At 42.1% G+C, this 18967-nt stretch carries 23 protein-coding genes; 1 reads left to right on the forward strand and 22 read right to left on the reverse strand.

Going from position 1 to position 18967, the window contains the following annotated elements:
• Positions 1–267: 267 nt before the first annotated feature.
• The 5 genes from JOJ89_RS10280 to JOJ89_RS10300 all read right to left on the reverse strand — a co-directional run bounded on the left by JOJ89_RS10280 (position 268) and on the right by JOJ89_RS10300 (position 3392).
• Positions 268–543 (reverse strand): DUF1292 domain-containing protein, encoded by a 276-nt coding sequence (locus JOJ89_RS10280; RefSeq protein WP_203290213.1) that lies wholly within the window; start codon positions 541–543, stop codon positions 268–270.
• Between the two features lie 73 nt (positions 544–616).
• A complete protein-coding gene (locus JOJ89_RS10285; RefSeq protein WP_029565705.1) occupies positions 617–1870 on the reverse strand; it encodes an MFS transporter in 1254 nt (417 codons plus the stop codon).
• A 122-nt stretch (positions 1871–1992) separates the two neighbouring features.
• Positions 1993–2367: a nucleotide excision repair endonuclease gene (locus JOJ89_RS10290; protein WP_203290214.1), complete on the reverse strand. Its 375-nt coding sequence runs from the start codon at positions 2365–2367 to the stop codon at positions 1993–1995.
• Positions 2368–2445: 78 nt separating this feature from the next.
• Positions 2446–2763 (reverse strand): hypothetical protein, encoded by a 318-nt coding sequence (locus JOJ89_RS10295; protein WP_203290215.1) that lies wholly within the window; start codon positions 2761–2763, stop codon positions 2446–2448.
• Between the two features lie 47 nt (positions 2764–2810).
• Positions 2811–3392: a cysteine dioxygenase gene (locus JOJ89_RS10300; protein ID WP_152554721.1), complete on the reverse strand. Its 582-nt coding sequence runs from the start codon at positions 3390–3392 to the stop codon at positions 2811–2813.
• A 105-nt stretch (positions 3393–3497) separates the two neighbouring features.
• On the opposite strand from JOJ89_RS10300, the gene JOJ89_RS10305 reads away from it, so the two are divergent.
• A complete protein-coding gene (locus JOJ89_RS10305; RefSeq protein WP_029281004.1) occupies positions 3498–3800 on the forward strand; it encodes a hypothetical protein in 303 nt (100 codons plus the stop codon).
• A gap of 14 nt (positions 3801–3814) precedes the next feature.
• On the opposite strand, the gene JOJ89_RS10310 is transcribed toward JOJ89_RS10305, so the two are convergent.
• The 17 genes from JOJ89_RS10310 to fdhD all read right to left on the reverse strand — a co-directional run bounded on the left by JOJ89_RS10310 (position 3815) and on the right by fdhD (position 18945).
• Positions 3815–3976, reverse strand: a complete 162-nt coding sequence (locus tag JOJ89_RS10310; protein WP_161781197.1) for a hypothetical protein — start codon at positions 3974–3976, stop codon at positions 3815–3817.
• Between the two features lie 118 nt (positions 3977–4094).
• Positions 4095–5162: a hypothetical protein gene (locus JOJ89_RS10315; RefSeq protein ID WP_051865254.1), complete on the reverse strand. Its 1068-nt coding sequence runs from the start codon at positions 5160–5162 to the stop codon at positions 4095–4097.
• A gap of 96 nt (positions 5163–5258) precedes the next feature.
• The gene (locus tag JOJ89_RS10320; RefSeq protein WP_029281002.1) at positions 5259–6638 is read right to left on the reverse strand and encodes a sensor histidine kinase; all 1380 of its coding nucleotides are present in this window, start codon (positions 6636–6638) and stop codon (positions 5259–5261) included.
• Positions 6635–7315 (reverse strand): response regulator transcription factor, encoded by a 681-nt coding sequence (locus tag JOJ89_RS10325; protein WP_029281001.1) that lies wholly within the window; start codon positions 7313–7315, stop codon positions 6635–6637. Before JOJ89_RS10325 ends, JOJ89_RS10320 begins: the two co-directional genes overlap by 4 nt.
• Positions 7316–7465: 150 nt before the next feature.
• Entirely contained in the window at positions 7466–8152 is a 687-nt protein-coding gene (locus tag JOJ89_RS10330) for an ABC transporter ATP-binding protein (RefSeq protein ID WP_029281000.1), read from the reverse strand.
• 1 nt (position 8153) lies between these two features.
• The gene (locus JOJ89_RS10335; protein WP_029280999.1) at positions 8154–9188 is read right to left on the reverse strand and encodes an ABC transporter permease; all 1035 of its coding nucleotides are present in this window, start codon (positions 9186–9188) and stop codon (positions 8154–8156) included.
• Positions 9189–9335: 147 nt separating this feature from the next.
• Complete coding sequence (locus tag JOJ89_RS10340; RefSeq protein WP_029280998.1) at positions 9336–9935, reverse strand: hypothetical protein; 600 nt, start codon at positions 9933–9935, stop codon at positions 9336–9338.
• Positions 9936–10030: 95 nt separating this feature from the next.
• Positions 10031–10399, reverse strand: a complete 369-nt coding sequence (locus JOJ89_RS10345; RefSeq protein ID WP_029280996.1) for a replication termination protein — start codon at positions 10397–10399, stop codon at positions 10031–10033.
• A gap of 337 nt (positions 10400–10736) precedes the next feature.
• Positions 10737–10883 carry a hypothetical protein gene (locus JOJ89_RS10350; protein ID WP_168713762.1) on the reverse strand — a complete coding sequence of 49 codons (147 nt, stop codon included), beginning with the start codon at positions 10881–10883 and terminating at the stop codon, positions 10737–10739.
• A 177-nt stretch (positions 10884–11060) separates the two neighbouring features.
• The gene (locus tag JOJ89_RS10355; protein ID WP_029280994.1) at positions 11061–11600 is read right to left on the reverse strand and encodes a helical membrane plugin domain-containing protein; all 540 of its coding nucleotides are present in this window, start codon (positions 11598–11600) and stop codon (positions 11061–11063) included.
• Entirely contained in the window at positions 11584–14550 is a 2967-nt protein-coding gene (fdhF, locus tag JOJ89_RS10360; RefSeq protein WP_203290309.1) for a formate dehydrogenase subunit alpha, read from the reverse strand. The genes JOJ89_RS10355 and fdhF overlap by 17 nt, the downstream gene beginning before the upstream one ends.
• A gap of 125 nt (positions 14551–14675) precedes the next feature.
• A complete protein-coding gene (moaD, locus tag JOJ89_RS10365; RefSeq protein WP_029280990.1) occupies positions 14676–14909 on the reverse strand; it encodes a molybdopterin converting factor subunit 1 in 234 nt (77 codons plus the stop codon).
• The gene (locus JOJ89_RS10370) at positions 14906–15376 is read right to left on the reverse strand and encodes a molybdenum cofactor biosynthesis protein MoaE (RefSeq protein ID WP_203290216.1); all 471 of its coding nucleotides are present in this window, start codon (positions 15374–15376) and stop codon (positions 14906–14908) included. Before JOJ89_RS10370 ends, moaD begins: the two co-directional genes overlap by 4 nt.
• A complete protein-coding gene (gene mobB, locus JOJ89_RS10375; protein ID WP_242524684.1) occupies positions 15357–15887 on the reverse strand; it encodes a molybdopterin-guanine dinucleotide biosynthesis protein B in 531 nt (176 codons plus the stop codon). Before mobB ends, JOJ89_RS10370 begins: the two co-directional genes overlap by 20 nt.
• The gene (locus JOJ89_RS10380) at positions 15857–17134 is read right to left on the reverse strand and encodes a molybdopterin molybdotransferase MoeA (protein ID WP_277987886.1); all 1278 of its coding nucleotides are present in this window, start codon (positions 17132–17134) and stop codon (positions 15857–15859) included. The genes mobB and JOJ89_RS10380 overlap by 31 nt, the downstream gene beginning before the upstream one ends.
• A gap of 5 nt (positions 17135–17139) precedes the next feature.
• Entirely contained in the window at positions 17140–18141 is a 1002-nt protein-coding gene (gene moaA / locus JOJ89_RS10385) for a GTP 3',8-cyclase MoaA (protein WP_203290218.1), read from the reverse strand.
• Between the two features lie 15 nt (positions 18142–18156).
• Entirely contained in the window at positions 18157–18945 is a 789-nt protein-coding gene (fdhD, locus tag JOJ89_RS10390) for a formate dehydrogenase accessory sulfurtransferase FdhD (RefSeq protein WP_029280980.1), read from the reverse strand.
• Between the last annotated feature and the right edge of the window lie 22 nt (positions 18946–18967).

Consider the following 18967-nt stretch of genomic DNA (forward strand, 5'->3'; position numbering starts at 1 on the left):
GTAAAAAATAGTGGAAATTATGTCAATATTTGAATTATTTCATTTATAATGACTTTTTACCTGTTTGGAAAGCTTAAGAGAAAAGAAGAATAGAAAAAATTTTAATAATTACCATTTTCTTCTTGCAGGATGAATAGATCATGTCTAAATTAATTTATGTCAGTATAGTTGTTTTCTCATAAAAAATGATTCTTTTTTCCTGCGCCATTCCGACCTTTTTTGCATAAAAAAACCGCCTGCATTCAAGCAGACGGCTCCGGGTATGTATTAGTTTGACTCTTCTTCTTCCATCATCTGGTCAAATTCAGACGAAACTTTGTCGAATTCTTCGTCTGTTTCAATCGCAGAAAAATCGCCTTCTTCATCAACCTTCAAAAAGTAAATATCGATATCTTCATCTGTGTCTTCCTGAATTTCTTCAACAAACCCTACTGCCACGTACTCTGATCCTTCAACAGTCAGCACGCCAAGCACCTCTACCTCGTGCTCCTGATTGTTCTCGTCGCTAATTGTAAAGATTTCTCCAATTTCAATCGGTTCCATGTTTTTGAACCCCTTTCAAGCATTCTTCTTGCATTCATTTTATTATACCATTTGTTTCTTGCAGAAATACAGCTCAGACAGCCGCTCTTTTTTGAACCACAGTTGTTTTTTCTTCCTTAAACACGATGTAAAAGTAAATGGCGCCTGCTAGATAAATGATGCCGGTCAGGCTGAAAACATTGGCATATCCCCAATAGGAGCCATATTCAGCGACAACATAAGCAGACACAGGACCCATCGCCGCCCAGCCGAATGAAAAAGCCATCTGGCTTAAGGAATTTGCTATTCCTTTTTGATGATCCGGCACTTTTCTCATCATGAGGGAGGTTTGTATCGGATTGCCTGCGTTCATCAACGCCTGGCGGAATAGAAATCCGATGACGGCAAGATAAATGTTTGTTGTAAATCCAGTAATCAGCAAAAATGGCAGGGACAGCAGCTGCAGCAGGACAACCGCCTTTACTTCTCCCATTCTGCTGACAATCGCAGGTCCAATCAGCATTGCGACCGCGGTTGCGCCTTGACCGAGCGAGAGGATAATTCCAATGGCAGAAAAGGAAATGTCAAACCGGTCTGCAAAATACAGATTTAAATACGGGATGACAAGACCTGATCCAAGCCCGATGATGGCCTGTGCGCCAACAAAGAGGATGACCAGCTTCCAATTCTGATTGCCGTCCGCTGTTTCTTTTAGCTTTTTAGGTTTCTGCCGTTTTCTTTCTTCTTTCATCAGAAGAACAGGAAAAAGTCCTGCCAGGTAAACACCGCTTCCAATCAGCAGTGTCAGCCTCAAACTGTCTGTTGATTGCAATCCTGCAAACGTAAAGAGGTCAGTCAAAACTCCGCCGGCAAGATTGCCGATGACGCTTGCCGCCATCATCACCGCAAAGTGAAAACTGAAAAGCTTGCTTCTTTCCTTTTCAGTTGAATTTTCGGCAAGCCATGGAATCATGGACACCTGAATAAAAGACATGAAAATACCGCTGCCAAATGCGAATACAAGCAAAAGGAGCTCCCATTCTATTACTGACCTGCCTATCATCAGAACAGCAGAAAGAGCCGCCCCGACAGCCATCATATTTTTCCTTCCCTTTCGGTCACTTAAAAAACCTGCAGGAACAAGAAAAAACGTCTGAGCAAGAGCAGTCAGGGCAATGACGTTTCCATTGGTCTGTTCACTGTAGCCAAGATCTTTCAAGTACAGGTTATAAAGGGTCATAAAAATACCCATTCCAATCTGAATGAGAATATTAGCCATAAAGGCCAATTTGACGTTGCTGCTGTAAGAGCCATAATCTGTTTTAAAACCCCGGAAATAAGTGATCATCAAGATATTTCGCCTCACTAAATAGTTCATCTTCTATTATCATAAGACAATCTCCTGAAATCGCCTATCTTTATTTTCTTAAAAATAAAAAAACATCCAGCCCAGCCGGATGTCTGTTTTTCTTATTTATAAAAAACCTTCTCAACATTATATTTCGCCTGAAGCTCATTGATCAGATACGTTTCGTAAATTTCGCGTTCCATCGGGCTTTCAACGATGCAAACGGCAATTTCGTGCACTTCATCGCGGTGATTTTTGATTGGAGAAACCTGATCCTCAAAATGCTTTTTAATGCGCTGTCTAAGCTTGCGAGCTTTTCCTACAAACAAAAGCTCATCGTTAATATTAAAGAACATAAAAATTCCGCCTTTATCGCGGGGAATTTTATTGTAATCTGAAAAGCCGTATTCGCTGCTGAGAGGAGCTTCTACAGGCTGTCCTTTTACAGGGTTTCTTGTCAGTACAACGTCTGATCTTGGTATATCGATTTTTATCATTAATTACACTTCCTATATTCTTGTTTTTAAAACAACTTATGTATTATCTCATATTGGCGCATAGGATTGCTACCGTTTTTAATAAATGATTTTGCGGCCGTCAATCAGGTAAAAATGCTTGTCTTTTTCAGCAAACTGCACATTTTCTCCTTTTTCAACCCTTTCAAAAACAGATGACGAAACGGCAAACACCTTCCCGGTCGATAACCTTACTCTATACACGGCCTTTTTTTGAACATTGATTCCTGTTTCTGCTATGGAATCTTCCCGGATTTTTTCCATGATCTCTCCGCTGAGCGTGTTAACCGTCAATTCTTTTTCTATAAAGCCTGTCCACGCCAGATACAGGCAAAATCCAGTCAGAAACAGAACAGCTGTATGGAAGAAAACTCGCATGTATAATCACCTCTTTATAGTTATACCCAAAAAGAAACGCTGCAGACTCAGTCCGCAGCGCTCTTAAGCTTTATTTCTTTCACTTGCTGCCGGAGGTCATCCGGCCACCATGCACCGCAGTCATCCGAAACCACACAGGCAGCGCACTTCTCTAAATCGTACACTTTCATGCCCGTGATAGGCGGTGCGTAAAGGTGAAGAGTTATCAGGCCGGTATTGCCGGCTTCAGCCATTTTGTGGACGCCGAATTTGGGTGCAAAAAAGGTCTTTCCTTCTCTTTTCAGTTCCGTGAAGAGTTCAGAAGGAAGTGCTTCGCCTTTTACCTTATACACCGTATTTCTGGACACACCGTTTATAACCTGTATCCATCCGAATGAATACCCGTGGTCATGAGGTGCACACTCAAGGTCAGACCAGTTCATGACAAGCAGTTCAAGGTGTTCATTTTTATAAAGAAGTTTTCTGTAATATGGTTTGCTCCTGTCCTCTTTTATGAGAGGCATCAGCTCCTCTTTTTGAATGTTTAATCCAATCAGCGCTTTATAAAGCTCTTCCTTTGAAGCTGTTTTTACGCCATCCAGGATAAAGGTGATTCTTTCTGAAAGATTCAGGTGGCATCCCTCCCGCATTTTTAAGCCTTACTCCATTCCTATGCTCAGAAAACTTATCCTTATGAGGCTTCTGCATGTGATATGATGAAGGATGCAGAATATTTAACAGTTAGGAGCATGAACGTGAATTCGAAAGAAACGCAAGAACAAATCATCCGCAACTATCAGCGGGATGAGCAAATGATGGTCCTTGTCTTTGCCCAGTGGTGCGTAAATAATGACCTGAACCCTAAAGAGCTGTATGCGCGTGCCTACCCTGCCCAACTTGAAAATGCCGAATTAAAACAAGCAATCGAGCTCACTGTCCCGAAAGAGGAAGCAGGAGAAATAGCGGATCATACCCTGCTTGGCGTCCTGTCCCTATTCGGAAATGATGATTTGGCCTTTGTCGTAACAGATGAAATCTCAAAAAGAAAAAAAGGCTAAAAAAAAGATCCCGATTATTTCATCAGGGATCTGAACGTTGCATCTGCTTGTTTCTTCACTTCAGTCTGCAGTTTCTTCCATTGAAGAAAGACTCTGAATTCATCCTTTGTTTTTTCTGAACGCGAGGCGGTTATAACGAGCTCCCTCACTTCTTCATCTTCATGATGTTTGCCCATATTCTGTCCCTCCTGAAGCATGTTTCTAAATGATTCGTTTTAAAGAACGGTTTTATGGGCATATTTTTTTATCGAATGCTAAAAACCTGGAGCTGACAAAAGGCTCCAGGTTTTTTGGTTATTCAGTGATTTCAGAAACAAGGATGCTGCAGACCCTCTGGAACTGTCCCTCTTCGGCACAGCCCTTCCCCCGCTCAAGCTCATCAAGCATACTTTTAGCTTTAGAAAGATACGTTATTCCATCTTTCATTTTCTCTTTATAGGCTTGAGTCGTTCGGTCAATTTCAGCAGAAAAGGCCTCATCCGTTCCTGGTGCAATGCACAAATCATACATATCGACAATTTCATCCGACTCTTTTTCCGGTTCATATTCATGCGGGGCCGTACTGTCAAAAATCGCAAGGCCAAGCTCCCGCAAAATGACCATATCAAGACTGTTCGGATCAAAACCGCAGTGATAAATTTCCACATCGAACCCTTTGTCTGCTCCTGCAGCGGCAATTTTTTTCAGCATTGTTGATTTACCTGACCCTGCTCTGCCTTTAATAAAATAGCGTTTTTTAATGTCTGCTGTAAGATTTGGGATAAAATCTGCAGCTCCATCCGGGGTGGCTGCTCCCAAAAATCGATGTTTGACCACAGCGGTTTTACCAGCAGTCTGTTCTCCGTAAAAAGTTTGTATCAAACGCTGTGCCAATTGATCTGCTTCTGAAAAGTCCATTTGTGAAATGTAAATATCCTCTATATCATCATGAGCTTTTAGCGAGGCAGAAAAAGCGGCATAAGCCTTTTCATATTCAGCAGCCACTCTTGCTGTAAGGACCCCTTTGCGATCTGCAGGCAGCAATTGGTTGTTTTCAGTCTCCATAACAATCACCTGGATGGCATCTGCAGAAACAAATTTTCTGATTTCTGACACGTCGCAATCTAAAAGAGCAATACCCTTATCTGTCAAAAGCAGCCCTTCCAGCCAATCCGGATGAAATGGACAGTGGAGGATATCAAGTGATTCCCCGTTCGCTCTCAGAGTTTCGCTGACAGACTGAATACATAAAGACCTGGCTCCTCTTGACCCGCCTTCTAATAAGAACACCTGGTTTATGCCCTCCAGTACGGATTCGTACAGACTGTAGTAGCCCTTCGCTGTATTGCCGCAGGGGAAGTAATGATGCGGTTTTCTGCTCATCCAATCATCCTCTCACCTTTTCTGTTAACATATGTAACAGATTGGGATGGGTGAACGCCTAAAAACAAAAGTGGAAGCGCCTGCGCTTAACGAAAACTAACTTAAAGGTAATTCTACAATAAAGGCAGTTCCTTCATTTTCCTTACTATTCACATGAATCAGTCCGCCATGCAGTTCAACAATAGCAGCAACAATTGATAGTCCTAGTCCTGTTCCCTCAACTGAACGCGTCCGGGCGGTATCTGCTCGATAAAAACGATCAAAAATTTTTTCTTTCTCTTCATCATTCAATCCGATCCCCGTATCTTCAAAAGTGACCAAAACAGATTTTTCTTTCTCTTCAATCGATATCTCAATACTGCCATGGGTTTTATTGTATTTGACGGCATTGGTTAACAGATTATCCCAAACCGTATAAAGTAAAGAAGGGTCCCCGACAATTTCAACATTTGGCAATGTAAAACCGAGGCTAATCCCTTTTTCACCCATTAGCCACTTATAGCTTCTCACCAGTTCCTTCATTTGCTCGCCAACATTAAAGGATTTTCTTTTCATGATATCCTGATCGCGATCTAACGAAGCAAGAAGTAATAATTGTTTCGTAAGTGTAGAGAGCCTTTTAATTTCCCCATTGATGATAGAAATGTAATTGCTTTTTTCTTTTGGACTTATTGATTCACTTTCCAATAGGTTTGTATACCCTTTTATATTGGATAGAGGTGACTGTATATCATGAGAAATATTCGAAATGAACTCTTTCCTCATATCATCCATTTGTTCCAGTTTACTTGCCATTTGCAAAAAACTTCGTGAAAGCTCTCCTAACTCATCATCACGAGTAATATCAATGTCAACATTAAAATTCCCATCAGCCAGTGACTTTGTGGCTGTTGTAAGTTTTGAGATTGGATTCACTAAATATTTTGCAGTAAAAAGAACCATAACGATACTCATAACAATCATCAATGCAAGCAGCCACGCAAATAAAATGTGCATTTCGTTAAAAAGGAGCTTAATATCCGGTCTAAGGAAAAGAGCATACTTTTCCTTATTATGTGTTAACGGTACACCAATCGTATTCTTCAATTCGTTTGCAAAAAAACCTGTGACGAATGTTCCCTGTGGAAAATTTAGAATACCGTGAAAAATATCACCGTTTAACACTTGTTCTTTAGCGGAATTAGACAGAGTATTTTCCCTAAATGGTGCACCGAAATAAGATTCCTTTCCAGAAATGTCAACCAAGAAAATTTGATACCCGGTCGAAGAGATATTATTCAAATAATCCTTAAGATTTATATCAGGATGGTTCTCGGCAAATTCAGCAATATTTAACGCGATTTTTGTGTTTTTTTGATCATTGTAAGGTTTTAATTTTTGCTGATAATACGTATTGGAGATTAAAAAAGCAACTATCCCGCTAAAAATCATAATGCCAATAGTAATGACAACAAACTTCACATAGAGAGATTTCATCTGCGATTTGCCTCCAGCGAATATCCAACTCCACGCACTGTCTTAATTTGAACATCATCCGTCAATTTAGAAAAACGTTCTCTTAACCTTTTTACATGAACATCAACAGTTCGTTCATCCCCTTCATAATCCAACCCCCAAATATGTTCTATTAGTTGATGACGAGAAAATACTTGCATGGGATTTAAAGCCAGAAAATACAGCAGTTCGAATTCCTTTAAGGGTAAAAGAATTGTTCGATTCCCAATTTGAACCTCATAGTTTTTTTTATTTATCGCTGTATTACCTAAGTAAATTATAGATTCTTCTGAGTGTTTGTCGTATCGTCGCAATAAAGCTTCTATTCTAAAGTGTAATTCTTTTGGCTCAAATGGCTTGACCAGATAATCATCCGTCCCGGATCTAAATCCTTCTTCTTTATCCTCAATTTGATTCTTTGCTGTTAAGAGGATTACTGGTATATCATATTCCCTTCGAATCTCCCTTGTTAATGCATACCCATCCATAAAAGGCATCATCACATCCACTACTGCTAAATCACATGCTTCTCTATTAAGAACTCCTAATGCTTCAGTACCGTCTTTTGCCTGAAATACTTTATATCCAGCTTCGGTTAAGTGAATATTTACTAGCTGTAAAATATTGATATCGTCATCTGCAATCAGAATAGTTGTCATTCTCTATTCTCCTATTTTATTTTGATTAAATATTATTGCTTCATTTAAAAGGACATTTAGTAAATAATAACAAATAAACAGCCCAGCAGAAATATGCAGGCTGTTCCTTTGCATTTTACTTGCATTAAAGATTCTCTAGCTTTCAGAATGTTAATTTCCGCTCTGCAAAACCATTCCATCACTCATTTTGATGACATGGTCAACATATGAAAGCAATTCTTCGTCATGGGTAACCATCAATACAGTAATGTTTAATGATTTAGTTAAATCTTGAATTAACGACATAATGTCTTGAGATCTTTTTGAATCTAAACTTGCAGTCGGTTCATCTGCAAAGAGAATATTAGGTTTATGGATCATCGCACGAGCGATTGCCACTCGTTGTTTTTCCCCGCCCGATAATGAAGATGGATAAGCCTTTTTCCGATGATCCATTTCAACTAGTTTTAGGATTTTATTAACTTCTCTTTTTTGTTCATATTTCTTTAATTTAGATTCAGAGACCTCAAGCATCAGCATTAGCTGTTCTTCAACTGTAAGAAAAGGAACAAGATGTGCAAACTGAAAGACAAAACCAAATTTGCTTGCCCGTATTTTTCGAACCTGTTCAGAACTCATAGAAGTCATATTCTTACCATCAAATACAACGTGCCCATTTGATGGAGGCTGCAGTCCTGCAGCGATTGTAAGGAGAGTACTTTTACCAGAGCCTGAGGCACCCACTAATGCTGTTACCTCTCCTTCTTTAAGAGAAAGGTTAATTCCTTTTAGGATTTCTTCCTCTATCTCACCAGTAGTAAATGTTTTTCTTACTTCATCAAGTGTAAAGATTGTCATATTAAGCCTCTCCTTGCTGTATTGCCTGCAATGGTTCGATCTTTTTGATTTGAATACCTGATAGTGTAGCTCCAATAAATCCTATCATCAGGAAAATGACAGATAATTGTGCTGTTGTTTCAAAAGTTAAATGGAATGGCATTCCTTCAGGCGCAGCCATACTGAAAACTTGACTAAGAGTTATAGACATAATAAGTGCAATTGATGTAATAAAAAACATTTGTGTCCACATCATTTTAAATAGTCTGCTTGTTTTTATACCAATTGCTTTTAAAATACCGTATAAACCGATTTTCTGAACGTTCATCATGTAGAAAAAGATAGCAAACAGCATTCCGCTAATGACAACTAAAAACCAGACAATCATATTTAAAGACATCTGTTCTGCATTATAACTTGGAATTGTCTGGAGGAAATCTTTGTTTGAAAATGATTGTAAACCAGTGAATTCTTGTGAAGAATCTCCTCCCGGTATGAAAATCAATTGCATCTCCGTCATTCGATACATTTCTTGATAATTCTTCATCTGTATATATGCAACAGGGGTATGACTATATTTCTTTTGATCAACAAAACCCTTTACGATAAATTCACCGCTAAATTGATTATTAGTCAAGGTATCTCCAACCTTTATACCTTTATTCTTCAATGAGCTATCTACTATAATTTCCCCATCTTTAACATCTTCAAATAACTTTGAATCAGTGGATGCAACAAAGGCGACACTTTGTTGTTTATCATCTTTGTCATTTAGAAAACCCATTTGAATAGAAAAGGCCACAGCATCTTTTTGTTTGTTTAGTATTTCTTTTTGTATATCACTGTCTATTCTAGATAGGTTATAAGTTTCCTCAGCGTCTTTATTCATATAAAATTGCCCTTTTGGTAAATCTTTAATGAGGGCAGCATTGTCTTGCGATAGTCCATTTGCCAAACCAGATATGATAAATGTTAATAAACTTACGAGAAAAACAATTGAACCTAAAATCAAAAATCTCACTTTATTTTTCTTGATTTCTTTCCATGCAATATTCATCTTTCATTTCCTCCCATCTCTTCTTGACATCCATAGTTTATTATTCGAATATGAACGGAAGATGAACAGTAAATTACATTTGAAATGAATATTAATGAATAATGAAAAGAAAAAACCTGCATGGCTGCAGGTTTTAACAAAGTGTATCTATTCCGTTTTTTCTAATGCTTCTGCCAGCTGAAAAAGGAAGCTGTAGAGCTTTTCAAACATTTCTTCGAGTGCATCCTCTTCGCTGAAGTCCGCGAGCAAGGCGCTGTCAAAATTGACATCCCACATTCCGTCCTTATCATTGAAAAGAACCTCAAATTTCTCAGAATCACCACCGGCTTTTTGCAGGAAGTATTCTTTTAGCGCTGTTCCTTTTGCCTTTTTATATTTTAAACCAAGCAGGAACTTATAGGTTGAAAACACGTCATCATGCTCAAATGAAATGTTTTCTGCCCCGACATAGTCAAACCAGTCAGATTCAATATAGATGAATTCCGATTTGTTTATTTTCACATATGTTGCTTTTTCCTTAAGGAAGGATTCCGGATTCTCAGCAGAGATCAGCTCTTCTGTTTCCTTGTTTACGCGCTCAAGATACGCTTTTGCAAAACGCGGAAAATCGGGTTCCTCAACTTTTACGTTCTCTGGCAGAAAACCGTTCTTCTCTGCATACATTTTTTCTGTGGTATAGATTCCAATCGCATCCGTTTTTTCCTCGATCAGATGCTGGATATACGTTTTCATTTTATTTTGCAGCATAGTTCATATCCTCCATTACTTCCAATTCACTTCTTATCATAACCCAACAGCAGACAAGATGAAACAAAGAGAGAATCCTACCCGCGGATTCTCTCTTATGTGTAATTATCCTGAAGCGCTTTTCCGAGCAGTTTCTGGCATCTGTCAAGCTCGGTTTTCAGCTGCTTTTTATATAGCTTTGCTTTTTCGTAATCCTCGAATTGATAATATACGACCTCCTGAAGCTTCATCCCCTCTTTTTTCCGCTTGACCTGTTTTAAAATGCCGTCTTCGATCAGTTCGTGCAGGGACTTGTAAACCTCTGAATGATTTGGCCTGTATCCGTAAATTCTGAACTCATCGCGCAGAACATCAAGAAGCTTCAGGCCGTAGAGTCTGTCCTGCTCTGTCATACGAATCATATAAAGCTTTAAAAAGGCTCTTTGCTTCAGCAAAAAACCGCTGGCACTTCTCTTCTCGCCCATTGAAGACATCTCCTTTTACAGTTTTACATGTTCTAACTATTCAATGTTTTATAAGAAATTCCTGCATCTTAAGGGAAAATAAGCCTTTTGACCCTTTTGAAACCTGGGCGAGGTTAAAATTATAGGGATATTGGAATTTTGGTACGTGTTTTTATTTATCATTGATTATTTGGAACATAGTTTTAGAAGAATGATAAAGTCGGTTTTCTTTTACTTATGGTCGTTTTTATCCTAGTAATTTCTGAAGTAAAATAACTGTTGATTATTTAGAACATGGTTCAATTAATAAACGCTTACAAAAGAAAAGGACCTGATTGAATCATCAAGTCCTTGGTGTCTATTCGTTTTTTTCAATAAAGTATGGATTAAATCCGAGATTTTTTCTCATTTCATCGGTAATTTGCAGATCCTCTGCAGCAGCTGCTGATGCATTTTCATTTTCTGCCTGAATGCTTCCATCGTAATGCATAGGTTTTTGTTCCATAAGAATGACCACTCCTGCCCTTTTTGTGTAAATTATACCATGTTAACCCAAAAATATCCTTATTAATAAGTAAATATTCCTGAAAATGAACAGGGTATTCAAATTACTGTTAGAGTGCCCTCAGTTCGTTGTATCAATCAAAAAAAGACAGGGAAAAATTCTCCTGTCTCCTGCTTCTTATTCCAATGTGTGATCTTTGAACCTTGCCTGATCCTCTTTGCTCCTAGTCCCTTTCTCTACATGCTGCGTTTCTTCTCCCATTCCCTTTAAAAAGGTAATGAGCAGGGTCACTGCCCGGTTCACTTCAGGATCTTTGAGAGATTTCGCGAGATCGAAATAGCCTGTTTTTTCGTTCGTTTCTTTGTTTTCAGCCACTCTTGCAATTCCGGAGTTCACCTTCATTAAAAATGGTTCAAGCTGTTTGACGTTTATCATGCCGAGAACGCCGGTCATCAGAAGCAGATTTTTTATAGTATTTGCTGTTTCTTTGTTGTCAGCGGTTTTTACAAGAATGTCCAATACTTTGTCACCTTGCCCAAAAAGGCCATTCATAAGCGAGAGTATGCCTTTATCCTGCATATGATGAAGGATTTCAAGTGTGTCCTTAATCACTTCTTTATGAGTGATCAGGGCATCTTCGATTTCTCTTAAATCCCTGCTTCTTTTTTCTTCGTCCGATAATTCCTGCCGGACAATGGTTTTAGTTGCTTTTGCCACCGTTTTTCCCCTCCTTTTGAACGAGATCTCCCGGAAATACGTAATCTTTCCGCCCCCACTTTCGTTCAACTTCAACGCCTCTCTGAGGATTTGGATGACCGAAGCGGAAGTTGGTCCGCGGCAGAGGATTCACTCCTTCTGTCTCAAGAACTTCCAGTTTAGCCTTTACCTCTTTGTAGGCAGGTGTGTCTGTATCTTTGTCCGCATAGCTGCTTGTGATCAGATTGATCGCCGACTCACCTGAGTCATTCATAGGCAAATAAACTTCTTTCCCCTTCACCCTGTCTGTAACAACGCACTGCACTTTCACCTTGCCATATGGCGAAATGAGCCTTACTAGAGAGCCGTCTTTGATTCCGCGCTCCGAAGCGAGTTCTGGTGAAACTTCAAGGAAGGTCCGAGGTGTTTTGGATGTGATTCCTTTGGATTTGTATGTCATATTCCCTTCATGGAAATGTTCCAGCAGACGGCCGTTATTGACATGGATGTCATATTCATCGTCAAATTCAACCGGTCTTGTCCATTCCACCGGATGGAGGCGCGCCTTTCCGTCGGGAAAAGGAAACTCATCCAAAAAGAGGACGGGTGTATCTGTACCGTCGGGCTTTACCGGCCAGACGAGACTGCTGTAGCCTTCAAGACGTTCGTATGTGACCCCTGCAAAAAGAGGAGCAAGCTGGGCTGCTTCAGCCATGATGTCTGAAGGGTGATCATAGGTCCACCCTGCGCCAAGCTGATTGGCCACATCCATAATGATTTTCCAGTCAGGTTTGGAATCTCCGAGAGGTTCCAGCACTTCGTAGAGTCTTTGAACTCTCCGTTCTGTGTTTGTGAAGGTCCCTTCTTTTTCAAGACTTGGACTTGCCGGCAGGACAACATCTGCATATTCGGCCGTTTTTGAAAGAAATAAATCCTGCACAACAAAAAAGTCGAGCTTTTCATAAGCGGCATGAACATAGTTCATATTGGAGTCCACTATACCCATTTCTTCCCCTTTTAAATACATCGCTTTCACACTGCCGTCATGTATGCCGGCAACCATCTCATGATTGTTGAGGCCAGGCTCGGCCGGAAGCTCCACTCCCCAGGCTCTCTCGTACTTTTCTCTGACAGAACCGTCCGTTATTTTTTCGTAGGACGGAAGCCGGTCAGGCATGCTTCCGAAGTCGCTTGCCCCCTGAACGTTATTATGGCCTCTCAGCGGATATGCTCCTGTATGCGGTCTGCCGTAATTCCCTGTTACAAGAAGCAGATTGGAAATAGCCGTGCTTGTATCACTTCCTCCTGAGTGCTGCGTCACGCCCATGGCCCACAGGACTACCGTGCTTTCCGCTTCATAAATCATCTTTGCGATTTGAATCATCTGCTCTTTCGGAATTCCTGAAAGCTTTTCTGCTTCATCCAGTGTGAATTTCTTGATGCTTGAGAGATAGTTTTCAAATCCGTTGACTCTATTACTCAGAAACTGGTGGTCTTCCCATCCCTGTTCAATAATGTAATTTGTTACGGCTGACAGCCAGACAAGATCCGTTCCGGAAGCAGGCTGGATAAACAGATCAGACCGCTCTGCCATTTCATTCTTTCTGAGATCCGCGACGATCAGCTTTTGGCTGTTCAGCTTGTTGGCACGCTTTACCCTCGTTGATAGCACGGGATGAGATTCAGACGTGTTTGAGCCGATGATCAGGACCAGTTCTGCCGCTTCAATGTCTTTGATTGTCCCAGAGTCGCCTCCGTACCCGACTGTGCGGAAAAGGCCCATTGTTGCCGGAGTCTGACAGTATCTGGAACAGTTATCAATGTTATTCGTCCCTATGACTGCTCTTGCAAGCTTTTGCATCAAATACGATTCTTCATTCGTGCATTTGGAGGAGCTGATGAAGCTCAGGGCATCCGGCCCGTGCTCGTTTTTAATTTGAGTGAACTTTTGTGCAATCAGGGTAAGAGCTTCCTCCCATTGAGCTTCTCTGAAGTGGTTTCCTTCACGGATCAGGGGCTTTGTCAGCCGTTCTTCACTGTTTACAAAATCCCAGCCGAATTTTCCTTTGATGCACGTGGAGATTCCGTTTGCAGGAGCATCCGGATGAGGTTCCACTTTTAGGATCTTCCTGTCTTTTGTCCAAATGTCAAAGCTGCATCCGACTCCGCAATAGGTGCAAACCGTTTTGGTTTTTTTGATTTTTTCATCTCTCATGGCAGATTCCATGTCTGAAATGGCGAGGATCGAGCCGTAGCCTGTTTCCACATTTTTCGTCAGTTCAATCATGGGACGGAGAGTCTGTTTGCTGATTCCAGTCAAATATCCGGCTTCCCCGATCATGCCTTTTTCCATCATGGCATTGCACGGACACACGGTTGAGCAATGGCCGCATGAGACGCATGAAGATTCATTAATAGGCACATCACTGTCCCAAATGACACGGGGCTTCTCACGCTCCCAGTCAATGGAAAGCGTTTCTGTTACCTGAACGTTCTGGCACGCTTCAACACATCTCCCGCACAGTATGCATTGATCAGGGTCATATCTGTAAAACGGGTTGGACGTATCTTCTTTGTATGGTTTTTGGGAAAAAGGAATGCTCTGATGATTAATTTTCATCGCTTTTACCGTATTATGTATGTCGCATCCGCCATTGTTGTAGTCGCAAACCGTGCAGTACAATTCATGATTGTGCAGGATTCTGTCCATCGCGATGAGCTGTGCCTCTTTCACCTCAGGAGATTCTGTGTCCAGTACATCTCCGGGATGTACCTCAGTGGAACAGGCTCTTTTAAATTCACCGTTCACCTTAATAAGGCATGTATCACACGTCTCGATCGGCCCCAGACTCTCGTGGTAGCAAACGGCTGGAACGTCTGTCCCGTGACTTTTTAACAGCTTGAGAGCTGTTTGATTTTCATCAGCATAAACCGCCCGTTCATTTACTCGGATAAACTGTTTTTCAGGCAAAAGAACCTCTCCTTTCAAAGAAACATCTCCCTGTAATTCTTTCTCCATCGATTGAATTCCTTTTCGGTAACTTTTGAAAGCGTTTACTTAACAAAGGTAAACAAAACCCGGGCATGTTCCCGGGTTTATCCGCCGCTCACAGGCGGTATAAAGGCCACCGTATCTCCGTCTTTCAGCACGGTGCTTTCATCTGCAAATTCTTCATTCACTGCGATCATCGCCGTATGAATGCCCTTAAGCTTGTAGGTTTCAGAGATAGACTCTTTCATTTCACCTGCCGTCATGCCGGCAGCCTGAATCTGAACGGTGCTTTTTCCGGCCTGGTCCCCAAGATGGGCGAAAAGAAGAATAGTAATCATGCGAGCTCTCCTTTCCCGGGTTTGCCTTCCGGATAGGATTCCGTTTGCAGCTGGTTCCCGATCCATTCCGTGCCGTCATCCCAATGCTCTTTTTTCCAAATAGGGACAATTTCTTTAATCCGTTCAATCGCGTATTCATTGGCTTCATAGGCGGCCTTTCGGTGAGGCGATGAAACGGCAATGACGACAGCTGCTTCGGAAATTTCAAGCCTGCCTGTTCTGTGGGTAATGGCAGCTGCCGTTCCCGGCCACTTTTCACTTATTTCTTTTCCGATTTGCATGAGCATTTTTTCCGCCATCGGCTTATATGCCTGGTATTCAAGATACAACGTTCTCTTTCCATTTGTCATTTCGCGAACCGTCCCGATAAAAATGGTGATTGCACCGGCATTTCGGTTTGCTACTTTGTTTGCTGTATCTTCTGCTGATATCGGCTTTTCTGTCAGTTCAAATAGACTCTGATTCATATTGTTTTTTCACAACCTTCACTAAAAATTCCAAGTAGAGGTGTTCCTCATCATGAAAACTGAAAACAGGCACGCTGGTTTGAACCATTTCCTTCTTATCTGCAATAACGCAAACGATTCCATTCAGTTCAAGAAGACTTAGGTCTCGTTCGGTCCGTATGCAGACGGCTTTAGGATACGGTGCATGTTTATAGCCTTCAATTAAAATTAGATCCAAATCAAGCAGGCTGTAAATGTTCAGCAGTTCTTCAAGCGTCCATGATCCAGAACCTAGCGACAGCTGAAGAACGCCGCCTCCCTCAACTCCTGCAAGCTTTGAGCCTGCCTCTAAATGCTTTCCGCTGTCCTTTTCCATCAACGCCTTATCTGGCGCTCCGCCGTGGCCGTGATGCTTGATGGTGCCGGTTTTAAGAGATTCACGCTGCGCTCTCTTAATCAGCTTTTCCATCACAGCCGTCTTTCCCGAATTCTGAAAACCTGCTATCTGAAGGATGGCGCGGTGTTTTCCCACTGGCGTTCACTTCCTTTTTGATCGTCAAGTAAAAGAATGTCCGCCTTCATTCCTGCTTTGTACCCTCTCGTTCCGCCCGGAAGGACAATCAGGGCATTTGCATCTGCCAGCGAAGATACGGCGCTTGACTTGTCGAATCCTGATGGCACCGCTTTTATCACTCCGTCTTCATAGACGATGGTTCCGCGGACAAACCTTGTAAAGGGATTTGCCTTCTCAAAATCAGAGCCCAAAACGGCCTTTTCTTTTCTGATGTGGGGTCGGCTGCTGAAGCAGCAGAACCTGATCACAGGCCTTACAAACATTTCAAAACCGACGAAACAGGCTGAAGGATTTCCCGAAAGACCAAAGAGGAGCTTCCCGCGATGTTCAGCCACCGTCGTTACGCTTCCTGGTCTCATGGCGATTTTATTAAAGAGGACAGATGCGCCGATTCTTTTATATATATCAGGCAAATAATCATAGTCACCGACAGAAACTCCGCCTGTCGTCAGCAGCACATCTACTTTTGCGAGCGCGTGCTGAACGGCCTCTGTGCACTGATTAAGGTCATCGCTGAATTTGCCGAGGTAAAGAGGTACTCCTCCTGCCCGTTCAATTTGGGAGAGGAGCATATATGTATTGCTGTTGCGGATTTTCCCGTCCTCGAGGGGTTCATCAGGGTTCAGAAGCTCACTCCCTGTTGCAAGAACGCCTATAACCGGTTTTTTAGCAGCAGGAACCTCTGCATACCCGAACGCTGCCAGAAGGGCTGATAATCCAGGTGTAATAAAAGAGCCTTTTTCAGCTAGTACTGTACCGCTCCTGGTGTCTTCTCCCCGGAAGGAAATATTTTCGCCTGGTTTCATCTCTCTCTTTAATTCCACTTTTGACCCGGCAAGCGGTTTTGTCAGCTCAAGCATAACAACGGCATCAGCCCCTTCAGGGAGCTTTGCGCCAGTCATAATTCTTACTGCCTGCATGTATCCGATACTTCCTTCAAAGACAGATCCGGCACCGATTTCTCTGACAACTTGAAAGACTGCTCTCTTTTCTCCTGAGAGTCCTGCCGTATCAATAGATCTGACAGCATATCCATCATAGGGGGAACGGTCAAACGGCGGAACATCATGTTCTGCAACGAGATCTTGTGCAAGAAATCGGCCATAAGACTCCTCAAGAGGAATATGCTCCGCGCTGCCGCAAACGGCATGTCCCATCACTAGATTTACAGCTTCCGAGACTGGGATCGGGGTTCTTATTTCAATCATGGCTACCCTCCTATATGTGACATTTCAACCTTTTGTCTGGCTTCTTTCGTATTCATCCGTTCATCTGAGTAACGGTCATGGCGGAGATTCCAAACGTTCGCAATCTCTGCTTTTAGCATTGCGTCATCCATATCTGAACGAAGCAATGATCTTAAGTCATGCCCTCTTGAAGCAAAGAGGCATGTGTAAAGAGTTCCCTCAGCTGAAATCCTGGCCCTCGAGCATGATGAACAAAAGGAATCCGTTACAGATGAAATGACGCCGATCTCACCGGAACCGTCCATGTATTCGTACCTTGAGGCAACCTCGCCCGGATATGCCGGCGGTACAGCCTTTAGAGGGAATTTTGCATCAATGATCTTGATTATTTCCTGCTTTGATGTCACGTGGGAGAGCTCCCACCCGTTTGCATTGCCGACATCCATATATTCGATGAACCTCAGCGTGTGTCCTTTTTCTTTAAAAAAAGAGGCCATGGGCAGAATCTCCGTCTCATTTACACCTTTTTGGACAACCATGTTTATTTTCACCGAAAGTCCGGTTTCTGCCGCTGCCTCAATTCCTCTTAGCACCTGGGCTGCTTCGCCTCTCTTGCCGTTCATGGAAAAAAAGAGCTCAGGATCCAGCGCGTCAAGACTCACGGTTACTCTCTTTAACCCGGCTTCAGCAAGCTCAGAGGCAAACGTTTTCAACAAAGATCCGTTTGTGGTCAGTCCGATGTCCTCTATTCCGTCGACATTTCTGAGCATGGCAATCAAGACCGGAAGTTCTCTCCTGAGCAGAGGCTCGCCTCCCGTAAGGCGGATTTTCTTCGTACCGAGAGAAGCAAAGATCTCAGCCAGTCTATGAATCTCTTCAAATGAGAGAATGCGGTCGGATGACAAAAAAGGATAATCACTTCCGAAAAGATGCTCCGGCATACAGTAGCTGCAGCGGAAATTACATCTGTCTGTAACAGAAATGCGCAAATCTCTTAACGGCCTGTCCAATGAATCCAGGATCATCTCTTTTCCTCCTTTCTATGAAATCTTGATTCTATTGGAATGCGTATATATATTTAATGAACTGTTCCGGATAAACCCTACCGCTGTGATGCCAAGTTCCTCTGCCAGATTCAGTGCAAGCGTTGTTGGTGCTGATTTTGAAAGCACAATTTCACAGCCTATTTTTGCGGTTTTGAGAAGAATTTCAGAGGATATTCTTCCGCTGAAAACAAGAATTTTCCCTCTCGTGCTGATTGCGTTTTTTAAACAATAGCCGTACAGCTTATCAAGGGCATTGTGCCTGCCGATATCCATTCTGCTTACGATTATGCCGTTTTCGTCGCAAAGCGCTGCATTATGAACGCCTCCTGTACTTTGAAATATGTCCGCAGTGCGCTGCAGTTCATTCATCAGGGAAAAGCACGCATCCGCATGAATCGCTGTAGTCTGTTTGAGAGGTTTTACGACTCTGGCATCGTTTACAAAAACAAAGCCCGGCCTGCTCATGCCGCAGCACGATGTAAGATAGCGTTTGTTCTGCATATGGATGAAGCTGTTCTCTTTTGAAAGGGTGACATGGGCAAATCCCTCTTTTTCCTGAATCCATATTTCCTTGATGTCTTCAAGCTTTGAAATAAAGCCTTCAGATGCCAAATAGCCAATCACCATATCTTCGAGATATTCTGGAGAGCTGACCATTGTGACAGCCTCTTCCCCGTTCAGTTTAACAGTGAGGGGATATTCCGTCACAATCTCATCTTCTACCTGAGCCGCATTGCCGCGGGCCAGTTTTATGATGCTTCTGGTTTCCGTTACTGGCTTCATGCTTGTCCCCCCATTCCCTGCC

This window comes from Metabacillus sp. cB07, assembly GCF_016839225.1.
Classification (GTDB): Bacteria; Bacillota; Bacilli; order Bacillales; family Bacillaceae; genus Bacillus_P; species Bacillus_P indicus.